The sequence below is a fragment of the Micromonospora maritima genome, assembly GCF_902825405.1.
Classification (GTDB): domain Bacteria; phylum Actinomycetota; class Actinomycetes; order Mycobacteriales; family Micromonosporaceae; genus Micromonospora; species Micromonospora maritima.
Window position 1 is genome coordinate 1 of the sequence record NZ_CADEAU010000008.1, and the last position, 15,651, is coordinate 15,651.

Sequence of the window (15,651 nt, forward strand, 5' to 3'; positions counted from 1 at the left end):
CGATGAGGGCGGGGGCCGCCGCGGACGCGGCGTACCCGCTCGTGCCGTCGTCGACGAGCAGCACCTGCGCGTCGAGTCGACGGGCCGTCCGCGCGGCGGCGAGCCCGGCGACACCGCCGCCGAGAACCACCATGTCCCACGTGCCGGTTCGCATCCCTCGCCCCGCTCCGTGACGTCCGCAGCCCGATCCTGTGTCTGTCGTCGCACCGCCGTGAGCTGCGCCCGACCGGGTGGTCGTCGGGCGGCGCGGACGCGCCGCGGCCCGGCAGAGGACACTCCGCCGGGCCGCGACCTTCCCCGGTGTGCGGTCAGTTGAGGGTGCAGACCGCGAGGCTGTCGAGTTCGGGGCGCTGCGCGCCGACGCGGTTGAAGGCGATCTCGATCCGGTCGAGCGCCGCCCCTCGCTTGCTCTTCAGCGGGTTGAGGATGGCGTTGGCGATGAAGTTCGGCCCGCCTTCCGGCTTGACGGCGATCCGGGCAAGCCGGGAGTTGGCCTCGTCGATCTGCTTGTCGAGGGTGGCCAGCTCGGACTGGACCTGCCCGGCGGCCGCGGCCGGCACCGCCGGCAACTCGACGCGGGGGCAGTTCACCGTACGGGCCTGCGCGGCCCCGCCGTTCTCCGACCCGGCCGCCTCGCCCTGGCCGGCGTTGCCGTTGACGGCGCTCGGCGTGCCGGGGGAGTTGAGCGTGCAGGTGGCGAGGTCGACCAGGTTGCCCGGACGGTTGCCGTTGACCCGGCCGATGTCCGTGGCGATGCGGTTCAGGACGGCCACCCGCTTGTTGCGCAGCGGGCCCAGGATGGCGTTCTGGATGAAGTTCGGGCCGCCCTCGGGCTTGACGGCGAGCTTCGCCAGGCGCTCGTTCTGCCGGGCGATCTCCTCGTCCAGGTTCGCCAACTCCTTCTCCACCCCGGCGACCGCCTCGGCCGGCACCTCGGGGAGCTTGTCGCGTACGGTCGGGCAGTCGACCGTCTGCGCGTTGGCCGGCGGGGCGGCCACCCCGCCGTCCCCGGCGCCGCCGGCCGCACCTTCGAGCGTGCAGTTCGCCAGGCCCTGCAGCCCGGCCGGCGCGGCGCCGCCGACGCGGGTGATGTCCTGGCTGATCCGGTCCAGCACCGCGCGGCGCTTGCCGGCGATGTCGTTGAGCTGGTTCTGTGCCGCCTTGGGCTCGCGGGCCAGCCGCTCGTTGACGTTCGCGATCTGCTTCTGCAGATTCTGCAGCTCGCGGTTCACCCCGTCCTGCGCGGCGGCCGGCACCGCGCCGAGCTTGTCGGCGACCGACGGGCAGACCACCGACACCGGCGTCGCGTTGGCGTTCTCGTCGGCGGACGCCAGTTGCAGTCCCGCGCCGATCAGCAACGCGGCGAAGGCTCCCACACCGCCGAGCTTCAGAACGGCGTTGTTGCGCGTACCCCTGGTCATGCACCTCTCCTTTGGTCGACCGCACCGGGCCGACGTGACGGGATGTCGCGGCGACCCGGTGCGGTGCGAAGTGAGGACTCAGGAATCGTGCTCGTGCCCGCTCCGGCATCGCGGTTCCGGACGATGTCCTCTGTCGATGAGGAGTACGGGGTGTTCAGCAGTATCGTTCAGTTTTTGTCACAGAATTTCAGGAAACACGAAGACCGGGTCAGTTGAAGGTCAACGTGGGGCTGCCCGTGATGTCGAAGCCACCGTCGGTCCTGGCGTTGGCGGAGGTGATCCTGGTGCCACCGATGGTGAGGTTCGTGATCGTCAGCTCCAGCGGTGCCTTCGCCTGCCTGACCAGGTTGCGGGGCAGGTCCTTGCTGCCGTTGCCGCGCAGCGAGTTGATCTCCGCAAGGCTGTAGAGCCTGTCCACCCTGGTGTCGGCCAGCGTGATGTCGCGGAACGCCTGGCTGGCGGAGGTGTTGGAGAGGGCCACGACCCGGGTGGTGGGTCCCATGATCCGGGTGCCGGTGACGCTGACGTTCGAGATGGCGCCGGAGCCGCCGGCCTCCTGGTAGTTCAGCAGCCCCCAGTTCGAGTTGGTGCCGGTCCACTCGGTGTGCAGCAGGGTGTTGTTGGTGGCGGTGATGTTGGAGATGGTCTTGGCGAACCAGCCGAGCTGGAACACGGCGCCGTTGTCCATCTGCCACAGGGTGTTGTTCTTGATGGTGGCGTTGGAGCTGTAGAGCTTGAAGGCGTCGTCGAAGGCGGAGACGAACGAGTCGCTGATGGTGGTGCCGGTCAGGGCGGGGATGCCGTCGCCGTTCCAGCCCCAGTTGCCGAGCACCTTGACGTCGGAGATGGTGCCGGTGAACCGGGACTCGTCGTCGCCCTGCTTGGCGGTGATCTCGTTGTCGCGGTGGCCGGTGACCACCCAGTGCGGGGCGTTGACCACGGTGACGTCGTGGAAGCGGAACCTGTCGGTGCCGAGCTGCACCATCTTGACGGTGTACTCCCAGCAGTCGTAGCTGCACGAGGTGGTGCCGTTGGTGCGCTTGTCGGCCCGCCAGTTGAAGTCCTCACCGGAGAGCACGCCCCGGCCGGTGACGGTGAAGCCCTGCTGGGTCGACTTGCTCACCGTGGCGGAGCCGATCGCGCCCTTGACGTACGCGCCGCCGGCCAGGTGCACGCGCTGCACCGAGTCCGGCACCGGCCAGTAGCCGAGGTCGTGCACGCCGCGGGTGAAGATCACCGTGGTGGAGCGGGCGGCCCGGGAGCGGTCGAAGGTGGCGCCGGGGTTGACCACGTAGGTGTCGGGGGCCGTACGTGACGGGTCCGCCACGGCGGCGCGCGAGTCGTCGGCGAACAGCAGCATCCCGTCCAGCGGCAACTGTCGGAGGCTGTCGTAGCGGTTGTCGATGAACTCCACCGACAGCTTGGCCTTCGGCCGGTTGACCCGGATCTTGATCTGCCGGGCGGCGAGGTCCTTGCTGACGATGGTGAAGTCGCCGGTGCCGCGGACCTTGATGTCGGTCACGGCTCCGGCGGCGGCCGTCCGGGTCACCGTGACGGTCGGGGTGGTGCCGACCGGGAACCAGAACGAGGACCAGTTGAACGACCGGTTCTCCGCGCGGGCGTGGTCGCCGCCGTCGCAGTTGGTGCTCGAGCAGGTCCGTGCCTTCGGTGCGGTGCGGTAGACCGACGGGGTCTTCCCCTCCACCGACACCGCGTAGATCGACGACTTGTCGCCCGCGGGCAGCCCAGGGGTCTTCGCGACGGTCACTGCGGCGACGGCTGCGGCGGTCGGGGGGAGGGCTGGTTGCTGCCCGGCGTACGCGCTGGTGACGCCGGCGACGGCCAGGCCTGCGGCGACGGTTACGCCCAGGGCGAGTGCCCCGAGGCGTCGGGTCTTTCCTGCCATAGCCTTGCTCCTTCGGTGTGGTGGGGGTGGGGGGGTGTGGTGCCGCGGTCGCGCCCCGGGCAGGCGTGGCGAGGATGGTGCGGTGGGGACACTCCGCGGGACGGTGGGAGGTTTCAGGACGCGCCGGCTACTTCTCGGCGCCGGCGAGCATGCCCTTGATGAAGTGCCGCTGCAGGAACAGGTACGCCAGCAGGATCGGCGCCATCGCGGTCAGCGACGCCGCGGCGGCGGCACCGAGGTTGCTGCTCTGCTGGGAGAAGAAGGACCCGATCGCGGGGGCGATGGTGCGGACGTCCTGGGTGGTCAGCATGTAGACCGACATCTGGTAGTCGTTCCAGATGAACACGCCGGTCAGGATCGCCACGGTCGCGGTGACCGGCTTGAGCAGCGGCAGCACGATCCGGAAGAACACCCGGAAGGTACCCGCGCCGTCGACCCGGGCGGCCTCCTCAAGGGCGGTCGGCACCGTCCGGATGAACGCGGCGTAGAGGAACACGCTCAGTGGCAACTGGCCCGTCACCAGGATCAGGATGATGCCCCAGTAGGTGTTGACCCCACCGAGTTGGTTCATCAGCGAGTACAGCGGCACGAGCACGCTCAACGGCGGCACCATGATCGAGCCCAGCATCAGCAGCATCACCACCCGGTTCACCCAGGTGCCGCGCCGGGCCAGCGGATAGGCGGCGAGCGCCCCGATCAGGCAGACCAGGACGGTGGCGACCGAGGTGACGACGAGGCTGTTGACGATCGCCCGCAGGATGCCGCCCTGTTCGATGGCGATGCGGAAGTTGTCCAGGTAGAGACGCCCGGTCGGCGGCATCCACTGGGAGCTCAGGTCACTCTTGGGCTTGAGTGCCGTGGTGAGCGCGACGTAGAACGGGACGAGTTGGATGACCGCGAAGGTGAGCAGGAAGCCCACCGAGGCCAGCCGGAACAAGCGGTGTCCGATCAGCATTGCTCACGCCTCCAGCCGGCGCTTGTTGAGTGCCGCGTTGAGCACCAAGGTCATGATCATGATGACGGCGAAGAGCGCGACGCCCATCGCGGCCGCGTACCCGGCGCTCTGCGCGTTGAAGTAGGTCAGGCCGATGAAGGTGGACACCGAGTTGGTCGAGTAACCGGGGCCGCCGCCGGTGAGCACCTTGATCACGTCGAAGAGCTTCATGCCACCGATCAGGTTGAGCACGATGCTGGTGGCGAAGGCCGGCTGCAGCAGGGGCACGGTGATCCGGCGGAACAGCGACCAGCCCGACGCGCCGTCGAGCCGGGCCGCCTCGTAGTACATCGTCGGGATCGACTGCAGCCCGGCCAGGTAGATGATCATCGACAGGCCGACGAACTGGATCGTGTTGACGGCCACGATGATGGCCACCGAGCCGGTCGTGGTGCTCAGCCACGCCTGCTGCTCACCCCCGAGCGCGACCACGATGTCGTTGAGGGCACCGTTGTCGTACTGCAGCAGCAGGTAGTAGATGGTGCCCATGATGACCGGGGAGACCAGCACCGGCAGGTAGATGATCGCGCGCAGCAGGGCCCGTCCCCGCATCGGCCGGTCCAGCGCGAGCGCCAGGCCCAGGCCGAGCACCTGCTGCAGGACGGTGCTGCCGAGGGCGTACACCAGGGTGTTGACGAAGACGGTGCGGAAGGTGCCGTCGCTGAGCAGCCGCTGGTAGTTCTCCAGGCCCACCAGGTGGTGGCCGGGACTGTAGCCGTCCCAGTCGGTGAACGACAGCCCGACCCCGTTGACCAGCGGGTACGCCGTGAACATGGCCAGCAGCGCCAGCGCCGGCAGGTAGAGGACGTTCACCAGCCCTTGCCGAGGCCGATGTCGGGGGCCGGCCGTCGGGCGGTACGTCGCGTCCGCGCTGCGACGCACCGCCGTGTCGATGCCGCTGTCGACCATGTCGGTCACTTCGCCTGCGCGTACAGCTTGGTGAAGTCGGTCTTGACCTTGGCCACGCTGTCGGCGACGGTCGACTGCTTGGTCACCACGCCGTCGGTGGTCTTGACCATGGTGTCCCAGGCGCCGTTGGGCATGTAGACCCGGTCGAAGTAGGGGACGGTCGGCACCGCGCCCGACTTGACGTACGTGTCGTAGCTGCTCTGCAGGCCGCCCAGGTCGGACTGGGCGCTGGTCAGGCCCGGCGCGGACCCGGAGGCCTTGGCCAGCTTGGTCAGGTTCTCCGGCTGGGCCAGGAACGCGAGCAGCTCCTTGGCCTCCTTCGGGTGCTTGGTGTCCTTGTTGATGCCCAGCGCGTTCTTCTCGCCGCTGATCAGGTAGGGCTCGCCACCGTTGGCGGTGGGCACCGGCATGAAGCCGATCCTGGCGTCCTTCTTGTACTCGAACGCCGAGGTGGCGACGAAGTTCATCAGGAAGCTGAACCCGGTCTTACCCTCGGCGAGGGCGCGGGCGACGTTGTCCGTGGTCGCCGAGCTGTAGTCCTTGTTGAACAGGCCGGCCTCGCGGAACGCGCCGACGGTGTCGAGCACCTTGGTGTAGCTGCCCTCGGCGAACGTGCCCTCCTTCATGCTCTTCAGCTCGGCCTCGCTGAAGACGCCCGGCGCGATCCAGTCGACGAACAGGCCGGTCGGCCACTGGTCCTTGCCGGCCGCGTAGATCGGGGTCTTGCCCTTGGCCTTGATCGCGGCGGCGGCCCGGTTGAAGTCGTCCCAGGTCTTGATGTCGTCGGGCTTGACGCCGGCCTCGGCCAGCACGTCGGCGTTGTAGAGCAGGCCCGCGATGTCGGTGTCGACCGGCATGGCGTACAGCTCGCCGCCCTGGCCGAGCATCGCCGGCTTGAGCGCGGGCGCGAGGTCCTTGGCCCAGGGCTCGTTCTGCAGCGGCATCAGGAACTTGCCGTAGCGCAGCAGCGACCACCCGTGGGTCATCCAGATGTCGGGGATGTTGCCCGAAGCCAGCCGCACCTTGAGGTCGCCCTCGTGGTCGGTGCTCGACGGCACCAGGTTGACCTTGACGCCGGAGTGGTCGGCCTCGAACTTCTTGACCAGGTCCTGGTACTGCCCGTAGAGCGGCGAGTCCACCGCGGTGCCGGTGAGGAACTCCACCTGCCCGCCCTTCCCGCCGCCGGAGTCGGTGCCACCGCCGGTGCAGCCGGTCAGGGCGAGTGTGAGTGCGGAGATCGCCGCGGTGAGGACGAGGCGTCGTCTCATGGGTGTGTCCTTTCCAGGGGGTGGGCCGGCGGGCCCACCGGCAGGCGCGGCAACGGGTCGGGTCGGGTTCGGTGCGCGCCGGGTGGGGTTCGGAGTGGATCGCCGGCCGAGAGCCGGCGCTGGGCGGTGCCGAGGCAGGCGACACCCGGGTGGGCGGGATCGTCGCCGTGCCGTGCGGTGGTGTGCCCACCGCGGTGCGGTGTGCTGTCAGCGGACCATTGTGACCGCTCACATTGAGCGTGAGTCTGGTCGACCGAAAACCGGCAAGTCAAGCGTCCTTCAAGTTACGTTTGGGTCACAAGCGGCCTTCTACCAGTATGTTCACGCGCACATGCTTGTACGGCTATTGATCAAGGCCGCTCATTGTTACCGTTCTCAAACATGAAGTCGCCAGAGGTTGCGTCCTCCGCCTGCTGCCAGCCCGGCACGGCGGGAGGATCCCCTGCGGTGGTCGGCCCGCCGCACCCCGTTCCCGGATTCACGTCCGGTCCTGCCCGTCCCGCACCAGCCGACGCCCTGGCGGAGATGATCACTGTTCCGGCCGGTTCGTTCTGGATGGGCGCGGACGGCCCCGGCACCGTCCCCGGTGACGCCGAGGGCCCGGTCCGCCAGGTCCACGTCGACGAGTACCGGATCGGCGTCACGACGGTCACGAACGCCGCGTACGCCGAGTTCGTCGACGCCACCGGATACGTCACGGACGCAGAGCGCTACGGGTGGTCCTTCGTCTTCGCCGGCCTCGTCGGCCCCGAGGCCTGGGCCGGCGTGCTGCCGGGCACCGTCGCGGAGGCGCCCTGGTGGTTCGCCGTGCGCGGCGCGAACTGGCGGCACCCCTTCGGTCCCGGGTCGTCCGTCGACGAACTCGCCGACCACCCCGTGGTGCACGTGTCCTGGTACGACGCCTCCGCCTACGCGCGCTGGACCGGCACCCGGCTACCGACCGAGGCGGAGTGGGAGAAAGCCGCGCGCGGCGGCCTGGACCGGGCCACCTACCCGTGGGGCGACGAGCTGCTGCCCGGCGGCGAGCACCGGATGAACGTCTGGCAGGGGGAGTTCCCGTTCCGCAACACCGCCGAGGACGGCCACCGTGCCACCGCGCCGGCCCGGTCCTACCAGCCCAACGGGTACGGGCTCTTCAACGCCTGCGGCAACGTCTGGGAGTGGACGGCGGACTGGTGGTCGGGCGACCCGGCCGGTGGCGGGTCAGGGCGCGACGCGGCCCGGGTGGTCCGAGGCGGGTCCTACCTCTGCCACGCGTCGTACTGCAACCGCTACCGCACCTCGGCGCGGACCCGTAACACGCCCGACACCTCGGCCGGCCACACCGGCTTCCGCGTGGCCTGCTGAGCCGGGCCGGCCGGCCGCTCGGCGGGGGACCACACCGCCGAGCGGCCGGCCGGGTCGCGAGGCGACGCGGGGTCGGGACCCGGCCGGTGTACCGGTCAGCCGAGGTGCTGGACGCGGAACAGCCGGGCGCCGTGCGCCTCGACGCGCATGCCGGTGGTGCCGCAGGCCTTGCCCTGCTCGGACCGGCTCCACAGGTCGCGCAGCGTCACCTCACCGTCGATGCCCACCGCCCGCAGGTCCAGCTGTACGTCCCGGTCGTCCTTGCCGACGTTGAACACCGCCAGCGCGGTGCTCGACTCGTCGAGCCGGGAGGTCCAGACGATGACGTCGTGCTCGCGGTACACCTCCCGGGCCCCGTCGCCGTCGCGCAGGACGGCCAGCACCTCGGGGTTGGTCAGCAGGTCCCGGGTGGCGTCGTCGAGCCGGGTCAGGTCGGTGCCGAGCATCAACGGCGAGCGGGCCACGCACCACAGGGTCATCAGGGTCGTCTGCTCCGGCCTGGTGAACCGGGTGTACCGGTCGCGCACCCCGGTCTCGCCGGAGCGCAGGGCGATCCGGCCCAGCGGCAGCATGTCGGCGTCCGGCCAGTGTCCCGGCCCGGCGTACGGGGCCCAGGCGGCGCAGATGTCGAACGCCGCACGCAGGTCGCTCCACCGGTCCCAGAAGTCGGCCGTGGTACGCCACATGTGCGCCCGGGAACTCAGGTGACCGGCCTCCGCCACCGGGGTCGGGCCGCAGGAGAGGCTCAGCACCATCTCCCGGCCGCAGGCGTCCAGCGCGTTGCGCATCAGGTTGATCTCGCCCCGGTGGTACGGCAGCAGCATGTCGTCGGCCTTGACGAAGTCCACCCCCCACGAGGCGTAGAGCGCGAACAGGGAGTCGTAGTACTCCTGGGCCCCGGGGCGGGTGGCGTCCACGCCGTACATGTCGGTGTTCCACGGGCAGATGGAGTTGGTCTGCGCGATGTCCCGGGCCGTCACGTCGCTGCCCAGGATCGGGGTGGCCGCGTGCACGGCCTGGCGGGGCACGCCGCGCATGATGTGGATGCCGAACTTCAGGCCCATCGCGTGGATCCGTTCGGCCAGCGGCGCGAAGCCCCGGCCGCCGGCCGCCGACGGGAACCGGTTCGCCGCCGGCACCAGCCGTGAGTGCCCGTCCACGGTCAGCGGTACGAACGGCCGGTAGGCGGAGCTGTGCGCGTCCGGCTCGTACCACTGGATGTCGACGACCAGGGTGTCCCAGCCGAAGGGGAGCAGCTCCCCGGCCAGCACCTCGGCGTTGGCGAGGATCTCCGCCTCGGTCACACTGGCGCCGTAGGTGTCCCAGCTGTTCCAGCCCATCGGGGGAATGGCGGCCACGGTCATGTTCTTGTCCTGCGCTTCCTGGTCGTCGGTCACGAGCGGTCGTTCGAGGTGGCGCCGGCCGGCACCGGTCGGACCCGGTCCGGGCGGGCCGGCGCCGAGGACGGCCCAGGAACCGCGGCGGTGGCGTGTGCCAGTCGTGCGGTCCGAGGGTGCGGTGGTGTCACAGCCCGCGGGCGAGCCGGTGGTAGGCGCTGGTCCAGCGCAGCTCGTGGGCGAAGCGCCGGGACGTGGTCTCCGCCTCGATGAGTGCGAGTTCGACACCGAGGATCTCGGCGAAGTCGTACAGGTGCTCCCTGGTCAGCGCGGTGGAGAGCACGGTGTGGTGCGGGCCGCCGGCGGTCAGCCAGGAGTCGGCGGACGTGGCGAAGTCGGGGTGCGGGCGCCAGACGGCCCTGGCGACGGGCAGCCGGGGCATCTCGGCCAGCGGCTCGACCACCGTCACCTCGTTGGCCACCAGGCGGAACCGGTCGCCCAGGTCGCACATGCCGACCACCAGGCCCTCGCCCGGGTCGGCGTCGAACACCATCCGGACCGGGTCCTCCCGGCCGCCGATCGACAGCGGATGGATCTCCACGCGCGGCGTGCGGGCGGTGATCGTGGGGCAGACCTCCAGCATGTGCGCGCCGAGCACCAGTTCCCGGTCGGGCTCCAGGTGGTAGGTGTAGTCCTCCATGAACGAGGTGCCGCCCGGCAGCCCCGCCGCCGTGACCTTGAGCGCGCGCAGCAGCACCGAGGTCTTCCAGTCGCCTTCGCCGCCGAACCCGTAGCCGTCGGCCATCAACCGCTGCACGGCCAGGCCGGGCAGTTGGCGCAGGCCGCCGAGGTCCTCGAAGTTGGTGGTGAACGCGGTGAAGCCGCCGTCGTCGAGGAAGTGCCGCAGCGCCAGTTCGATCCGGGCGGCGTAGCGCAGCGACTCGTGGCGCCCGCCACCGGCGCGCAGCTCCGGCGCGACCGCGTAGCGCTGCTCGTACTCGCCGACCAGTTCCTTCACCGGGCCGTCGTCGACGGCGTCGACCACGGCGACGAGGTCGTTGACCCCGTAGGTGTTGACCGAGACGCCGAAGCGCAGCTCGGCCTCGACCTTGTCCCCCTCGGTCACCGCGACGTCGCGCATGTTGTCGCCGAAGCGGGCCAGTCGCATGGTGCGCAGCGCCTGCACCCCCACGGCCACCCGGGACCAGTCGCTGATCCGGGCCAGTACGGTCGGGTTGGACAGGTGGCCGGAGACCGTCTTGCGGGTCCTGCCGAGCCGGGTCTGCACGTAGCCGAACTCGCGGTCGCCATGCGCTGCCTGGTTCAGGTTCATGAAGTCCATGTCGATGGAGCTCCACGGCAGGTCCCGGTTGACCTGTGTGTGCAGGTGCAGCAGGGGCTTGCGCAGCGCGTCGAGGCCGGTGATCCACATCTTGGCGGGGGAGAAGGTGTGCATCCAGGCGACGACTCCGACCACCCGGTCGTCGGCGTTCGCCGCGCACATCACCTGACGGATGGCGGTGGCATCGGTGAGCACCGGCTTGGCCACCACCTCTGCCACGATCCCGGGATGCCGGGCCAGCGCCACGCAGATCTCGCCGGACTGGCGGGCGACCTGGTCGAGCACCTCCGGCCCGTACAGCCCCTGGCTGCCGGTGAGGAACCAGATCTGCTGCTGCCTCATGAAGTCGGTTCTCCCTGCTGTCCGTAGACGTTCTGGTAACGGTGGAAGAGGCTGTCGATGTGCTCCTGCTCCAGGCGCGGTGGCCGGCCGAGCTGGTGGGCGACGTGCACCGTGCGAGCGACGTCCTCGAGCATCACCGCGGCCTTGACCGCGTCCCGCGCGTCGCTGCCGATGGTGAACGGACCGTGGCCGCCCATGAGCACCGCCCGGCTGCGCGACCCGCGCAGCGTCTCGACGATGCCGCGGCCGATGGAGTCGTCCCCGATCAGCGCGAACGGGCCGACCGGGATGTCCCCGCCGAACTCGTCGGCGACCATCGTGAGCACGCACGGGATCGGCTCCCGTCGGGCCGACCAGGCGGTGGCGTACGTGGAGTGCGAGTGCACGATCCCGCCGACCTCCGGCAGGTGCCGGTAGACGTAGGCGTGCGCCGCGGTGTCCGAGGACGGGGCGCGGTCGCCGTCGACCAGCCGACCGTGCAGGTCGGTGACGACCATCGCCGCGGGGGTGAGCTCGTGATACGGCAGCCCGGAGGGCTTGATGACCATCAGCTCCTCGCCGGGCACCCGGGCCGACACGTTGCCAGCGGTCCAGACGACCAGTTCGTAGCGGGTCAGCTCGGCGTGCAGCGCGCAGACGGTGTCGCGTAGCTGCGCCACGGCGGACCGTACGGCGGAGGCGGTGTCGATCGTCATGCGGTGGTCTCCCGTCGAATCGCCTTGAGGCGCCGCATGGCGTCGGTGCCGCCGCGGCCGAACTGGTCGTGCAGTTCCCGGTAGATGTCGTAGAGCCGCTGGTAGGCCATGACGTTGGCCGTGATCGGCCGGTACGACTCGACCACCCGGCCACCCATTGCCGCGGCGGCGGTGGGCACGTCCGGGTAGGCGCCGGCCGCCACGGCCGCGTGGATCGCGGAGCCGAGGGCGGGACCCTGCTCCGAGACGACGGTGGACAGCGGCAGGTTCAGCACGTCGCTGTAGATCTGCATGAGGAACCGGTTCTTCGGCAGCCCACCGGCGACGATGAACTCCCGCACCGGCACCCCGGCGCGGGCGAAGGTCTCCACGATCACGCGGGTGCCGAAGGCGGTCGACTCCAGCAGGGCGCGGTAGATCTCCTCGGGCCGGGTGGTGAGGTCCAGGCCGATCAGGAGACCGGACAGCTCGTGGTCGACGAGTACCGAACGGTTGCCGCTCCACCAGTCGAGGGCGACCAGTCCGTGCGCGCCCACGGGGTCCCGGGCCGCGAGGTTGGTCAGGTATTCGTGCACGGAGACGCCCTGGGTGCGGGCGTCCGCGACGTACGCCGGGGGGACCTGGTTCGCGACGAACCAGCCGAACATGTCGCCGACCCCGGACTGGCCGGCTTCGTAGCCGGGAAGCCCGGCGACGATGCCGCCGTCCACGACACCGCACATCCCCGGCACCTCCACGAGCCGGTCGCCGCTCATCACATGGCAGGTCGAGGTGCCCATGATCGCCACCAACTGACCGGGCTCGACCGCCTGCGCGGCGGCGGCGGTGACGTGTGCGTCCACGTTGCCGACGGCCACCACCGTTGCCTCGGGCAGCCCGGTCCAGCGGGCGGCCCGGGCGGTGAGCCGGCCGGCGGCGGCGCCCAGTTCACCGATGCGCTGGTCGAGCTTGTCCCGGACGAAGTCGCGGAAGTCGGGGTTGAGCGCGGCGAGGAACTCCTCGTCCGGGTATCGGCCGTCCTGGAGGATGCCCTTGTAGCCGGCGGTGCAGGCGTTGCGGATGTAGGTGCCGGTGAGCTGCCAGACGATCCAGTCCGCCGCCTCCACCCACCGGTCCATGGCGGCGTACGCCTCGGGTGCCTCCTCCAGCAGTTGCAGACCCTTGGCGAACTCCCATTCCGAGGAGATCAACCCGCCGTAGCGGCCGAGCCAGGGCTCGTTCCGTTCGGCGGCCAGAGCGTTGATCCGGTCGGCGTGGCGCTGGGCGGCGTGGTGTTTCCAGAGCTTCACGTAGGCGTGCGGCTCATGGGCGAAGCGGGGCAGCTCGCAGAGCGGCGTGCCGTCGGCCAGCGTGGGCACCATGGTGCAGGCGGTGAAGTCGGTGCCGATGCCGATGACGTCGGCCGGGTCGATCTTCGCGGCCCGTACCGCCCGGGGCACGGCGGTGCGCAGCACCGTGAGGTAGTCGGCGGGGACCTGGAGGGCCCAGTCGCGGGGCAGCCGTCGCCCGGTGCCGGGCAGCAGGGTGTCGATGACGCCGTGCGGGTACTCGCAGACCGCGGACGCGAGTTCCGCGCCGTCACTCACCCGGACGACCAGCGCTCGGCCGGAAAGTGTGCCGAAGTCGACCCCCACGACGTAGCGCGGTCCTGGCTGCGTGCTCATGTCCCCGACTCCCATGATCCCGACGGTGCCGGCGGGCACCTCGCTGCTGGCGGCCATTGTTAACGGTCACAACAGGCGCCGTCAACCCTTGATCAAGGGCAAATCACGGCTGAGAGCGGCAATAACGTCCGCTCTATAAGCTCTCCTGAGAGTTGGTTGATGATCGCTTTGTGACCGCTCTGTTAAACGTTTTCGAGAGTCGCGGTCGGGCGGCGCGGCCTGTTACCGTACGGGTCATGACCTCACGCGCGCCCGCTCAAGGCGAGGACGCGGGCAGGGCCCGGACACCAGTCATGCGCGATGTCGCCCGGCTCGCCGGCGTCTCGCACCAGACCGTCTCCCGGGTCCTCAACGGGCTGCCCAACGTCAGCGACTCCGTGCGGGAGCGGGTGGAGCGGGCCGTCGCCCAGCTCGGATACCGCCCGAATGTCAGCGCCCGGGCCCTGATCACGAAGCGGACGATGACGCTGGGTGTGGTCAGCGTGTCCACGCAGCAGTACGGTCCGGCGGGCACGCTGACCGGCATCTCCGAGGCGGCGCGGCGGGCCGGGTACTTCGTCAGCGTCACCGTGCTCGACGCGGTCGATCGCCAGTCGATGCGGTCCGCGATCGACCACCTGCTGGCGGCTGCGGTGGACGGGGTGATCGTCATCGCGCCGGTCGGCTCCGTGGTCGAGGCGGTGGCCGGTGTCGCACGCACAGTGCCGCTCGTGATGGTCGAGGCACGCGACGGCGAGCAGTCCGTCGCCGGCATCGACCAGGTCGGCGGGGCCCGGACGGCCACCCGTCACCTGCTCGATCTCGGGCATCGGACGGTGGCTCACGTCCGGGGCCCGATCAACTGGTTCGAGGCGGACGCCCGGGTCAGCGGCTGGCTGACCGAGCTGATGGCCGCTCATGCTCCCGTGCCCGAAGTGCTGGTGGGCGACTGGTCCCCCCGCTCCGGCTACGAGGCGGGCCGGCGCATCCTCGAGCGGTCCGACGTCACCGCCGTCTTCGCCGCCAACGACCAGATGGCGCTGGGCCTGCTCCGCGCATTCGAAGAGGCCGGGCGCTCGGTACCAGGCGACATCAGCGTGGTGGGTTTCGACGACCTGCCCGAGTCGGAGTTCTTCCACCCGCCGTTGACCACCGTCCGGCAGGACTTCGCCGAGGTCGGTCGACGCTGCATCGCCGAGATCGTCGCTCGGATCGACGGCACGAGCCCGCCCTCGGCAGGTCTGATCGTGCCCGAGATGGTCGTGCGAGACAGCACCGCCGCGCCCCGCTGAGCGGGCGGGCGGGCGTACCCAGCGTCGGGCCGAGAGCGGCTGCGCGGGCCGTCGGCGCCACCGTGCCGACGCACGGTCGCTCCGGTTCTCCGGCAGGCCCCGGGGCCGCCCCCACCTCCCGCTGAAACTCCGGCTGCGCCGCCGGAGTGTTCCCGGTCGACGCCGCCGTCCCGGTGGTGACCGACCCGAGGAGCGCCATGAAACCCTCAACTCGCGCCTGGCCGAGCGGCATCATCGCCGTCCTGCTCGTCCTGCTGCCCGGTGATCCCCTTGGGATCACGTCCGACGCCCCCACCGCCGTCCCGCCGCCGGTTACCACCGCCTACCTCTCGTCGAGCAGCGGCGGTGTCACCGCAGCCTCCCAGCGCCCCGGCTTCGCGCGGCGCACCGTTCGGCGGCCACCCACCAACGTCTCGATCGACTACCAGCTCGGCGGCGCCTACCCGCTACCGCTGCCGGCGCGGGTGGTCAGCCGCGACTGGGCGGACAGCCCGGCCCTCGGCGCCTACACCATCTGCCGCGTCAACGCCTTCCAGGCCCAGCCCCAGGAGATCGGCTGGTGGCGGGCCTACCACGACGACCTGCTGCTGCGCGACGCCATTGGACGGTACGTGGTCGACGCGCCGCGGCAGGAGATCCTGCTCGACATCTCCACGCCGGACAAGCGGGCCCGTCTCGCCGCCATCGTCGGCGGTTGGCTCGAACGATGCGCCGCCGACGGTTTCCCGGCCGTCGAGCCGGACAACCTCGACTCGTATCACCGGTCCCAGGGCCGACTCACCGAAGTGCAGGCGATCGAGTACGTCGGGATGCTCGCCGCCCGCGCCGACCGGGTCTCCCTGGCCGTGGCGCAGAAGAATGCCGTCGACCTCGGCCGGGCCGGACGCGACGTCGGTCTCGACTTCGCCATCGCCGAGGAGTGCGGCCGGTACGCCGACTGCGACGACTACACCTCCGTCTACGGCGACCATGTCATGGTCATCGAGTACACCGACGCCGGCTTCGCGCAGACGTGCCGCACGGTCGGGGCCCGACTGTCGGTGGTGCAGCGTGACCGGCGGCTCAGCCGCCCGAACAGCCCCGGCTACGTCTACCGCACGTGCTGAACCCCGTCGTCGCCTGCGGAGTGTCCTGTCGCGAGCGCCCTCTTGGTCC

At 70.5% G+C, this 15,651-nt stretch carries 13 protein-coding genes; 3 read left to right on the plus strand and 10 right to left on the minus strand.

Annotated elements, in window-relative coordinates; translation table 11 throughout:
• The 6 genes from HUW36_RS35070 to HUW36_RS02340 form a co-directional block, all read right to left on the minus strand.
• On the minus strand, positions 1 to 154 hold a 154-nt coding region (locus tag HUW36_RS35070), incomplete at its 3' end, for an FAD-dependent oxidoreductase (protein WP_174526540.1).
• 154 nt (positions 155 to 308) lie between these two features.
• A complete protein-coding gene (locus HUW36_RS34285; RefSeq protein WP_246247804.1) occupies positions 309 to 1,421 on the minus strand; it encodes a hypothetical protein in 1,113 nt (370 codons plus the stop codon).
• A 208-nt stretch (positions 1,422 to 1,629) separates the two neighbouring features.
• Complete coding sequence (locus tag HUW36_RS02325) at positions 1,630 to 3,327, minus strand: glycoside hydrolase family protein (protein ID WP_174526541.1); 1,698 nt, start codon at positions 3,325 to 3,327, stop codon at positions 1,630 to 1,632.
• 127 nt (positions 3,328 to 3,454) lie between these two features.
• Positions 3,455 to 4,282 (minus strand): carbohydrate ABC transporter permease, encoded by an 828-nt coding sequence (locus HUW36_RS02330; protein ID WP_174526542.1) that lies wholly within the window; start codon positions 4,280 to 4,282, stop codon positions 3,455 to 3,457.
• Positions 4,283 to 4,285: 3 nt separating this feature from the next.
• On the minus strand, positions 4,286 to 5,230 hold the full coding sequence (locus tag HUW36_RS02335) for a carbohydrate ABC transporter permease (RefSeq protein ID WP_246247814.1): 945 nt from the start codon (positions 5,228 to 5,230) through the stop codon (positions 4,286 to 4,288).
• Positions 5,231 to 5,235: 5 nt separating this feature from the next.
• Positions 5,236 to 6,498: an ABC transporter substrate-binding protein gene (locus tag HUW36_RS02340; protein ID WP_174526544.1), complete on the minus strand. Its 1,263-nt coding sequence runs from the start codon at positions 6,496 to 6,498 to the stop codon at positions 5,236 to 5,238.
• Between the two features lie 381 nt (positions 6,499 to 6,879).
• On the opposite strand from HUW36_RS02340, the gene HUW36_RS02345 reads away from it, so the two are divergent.
• The gene (locus HUW36_RS02345) at positions 6,880 to 7,845 is read left to right on the plus strand and encodes a formylglycine-generating enzyme family protein (protein ID WP_174526545.1); all 966 of its coding nucleotides are present in this window, start codon (positions 6,880 to 6,882) and stop codon (positions 7,843 to 7,845) included.
• A 95-nt stretch (positions 7,846 to 7,940) separates the two neighbouring features.
• Here HUW36_RS02345 and HUW36_RS02350 read toward each other — a convergent pair whose 3' ends face one another.
• The 4 genes from HUW36_RS02350 to araB all read right to left on the minus strand — a co-directional run bounded on the left by HUW36_RS02350 (position 7,941) and on the right by araB (position 13,225).
• On the minus strand, positions 7,941 to 9,242 hold the full coding sequence (locus HUW36_RS02350; RefSeq protein WP_246247808.1) for a glycoside hydrolase family 27 protein: 1,302 nt from the start codon (positions 9,240 to 9,242) through the stop codon (positions 7,941 to 7,943).
• Between the two features lie 127 nt (positions 9,243 to 9,369).
• A complete protein-coding gene (araA, locus tag HUW36_RS02355; protein ID WP_174526546.1) occupies positions 9,370 to 10,866 on the minus strand; it encodes an L-arabinose isomerase in 1,497 nt (498 codons plus the stop codon).
• Positions 10,863 to 11,561 carry an L-ribulose-5-phosphate 4-epimerase gene (locus tag HUW36_RS02360; protein ID WP_174526547.1) on the minus strand — a complete coding sequence of 233 codons (699 nt, stop codon included), beginning with the start codon at positions 11,559 to 11,561 and terminating at the stop codon, positions 10,863 to 10,865. The genes araA and HUW36_RS02360 overlap by 4 nt, the downstream gene beginning before the upstream one ends.
• Positions 11,558 to 13,225 carry a ribulokinase gene (gene araB / locus HUW36_RS02365; RefSeq protein WP_174526548.1) on the minus strand — a complete coding sequence of 556 codons (1,668 nt, stop codon included), beginning with the start codon at positions 13,223 to 13,225 and terminating at the stop codon, positions 11,558 to 11,560. Before araB ends, HUW36_RS02360 begins: the two co-directional genes overlap by 4 nt.
• A gap of 293 nt (positions 13,226 to 13,518) precedes the next feature.
• Between araB and HUW36_RS02370 the strand changes: the two genes are divergently transcribed.
• Complete coding sequence (locus HUW36_RS02370) at positions 13,519 to 14,496, plus strand: LacI family DNA-binding transcriptional regulator (RefSeq protein WP_174526549.1); 978 nt, start codon at positions 13,519 to 13,521, stop codon at positions 14,494 to 14,496.
• Between the two features lie 197 nt (positions 14,497 to 14,693).
• Positions 14,694 to 15,602, plus strand: coding sequence for an endo alpha-1,4 polygalactosaminidase (locus HUW36_RS02375; protein ID WP_174526550.1), 909 nt, complete (start codon positions 14,694 to 14,696; stop codon positions 15,600 to 15,602).
• Positions 15,603 to 15,651: the final 49 nt, after the last annotated feature.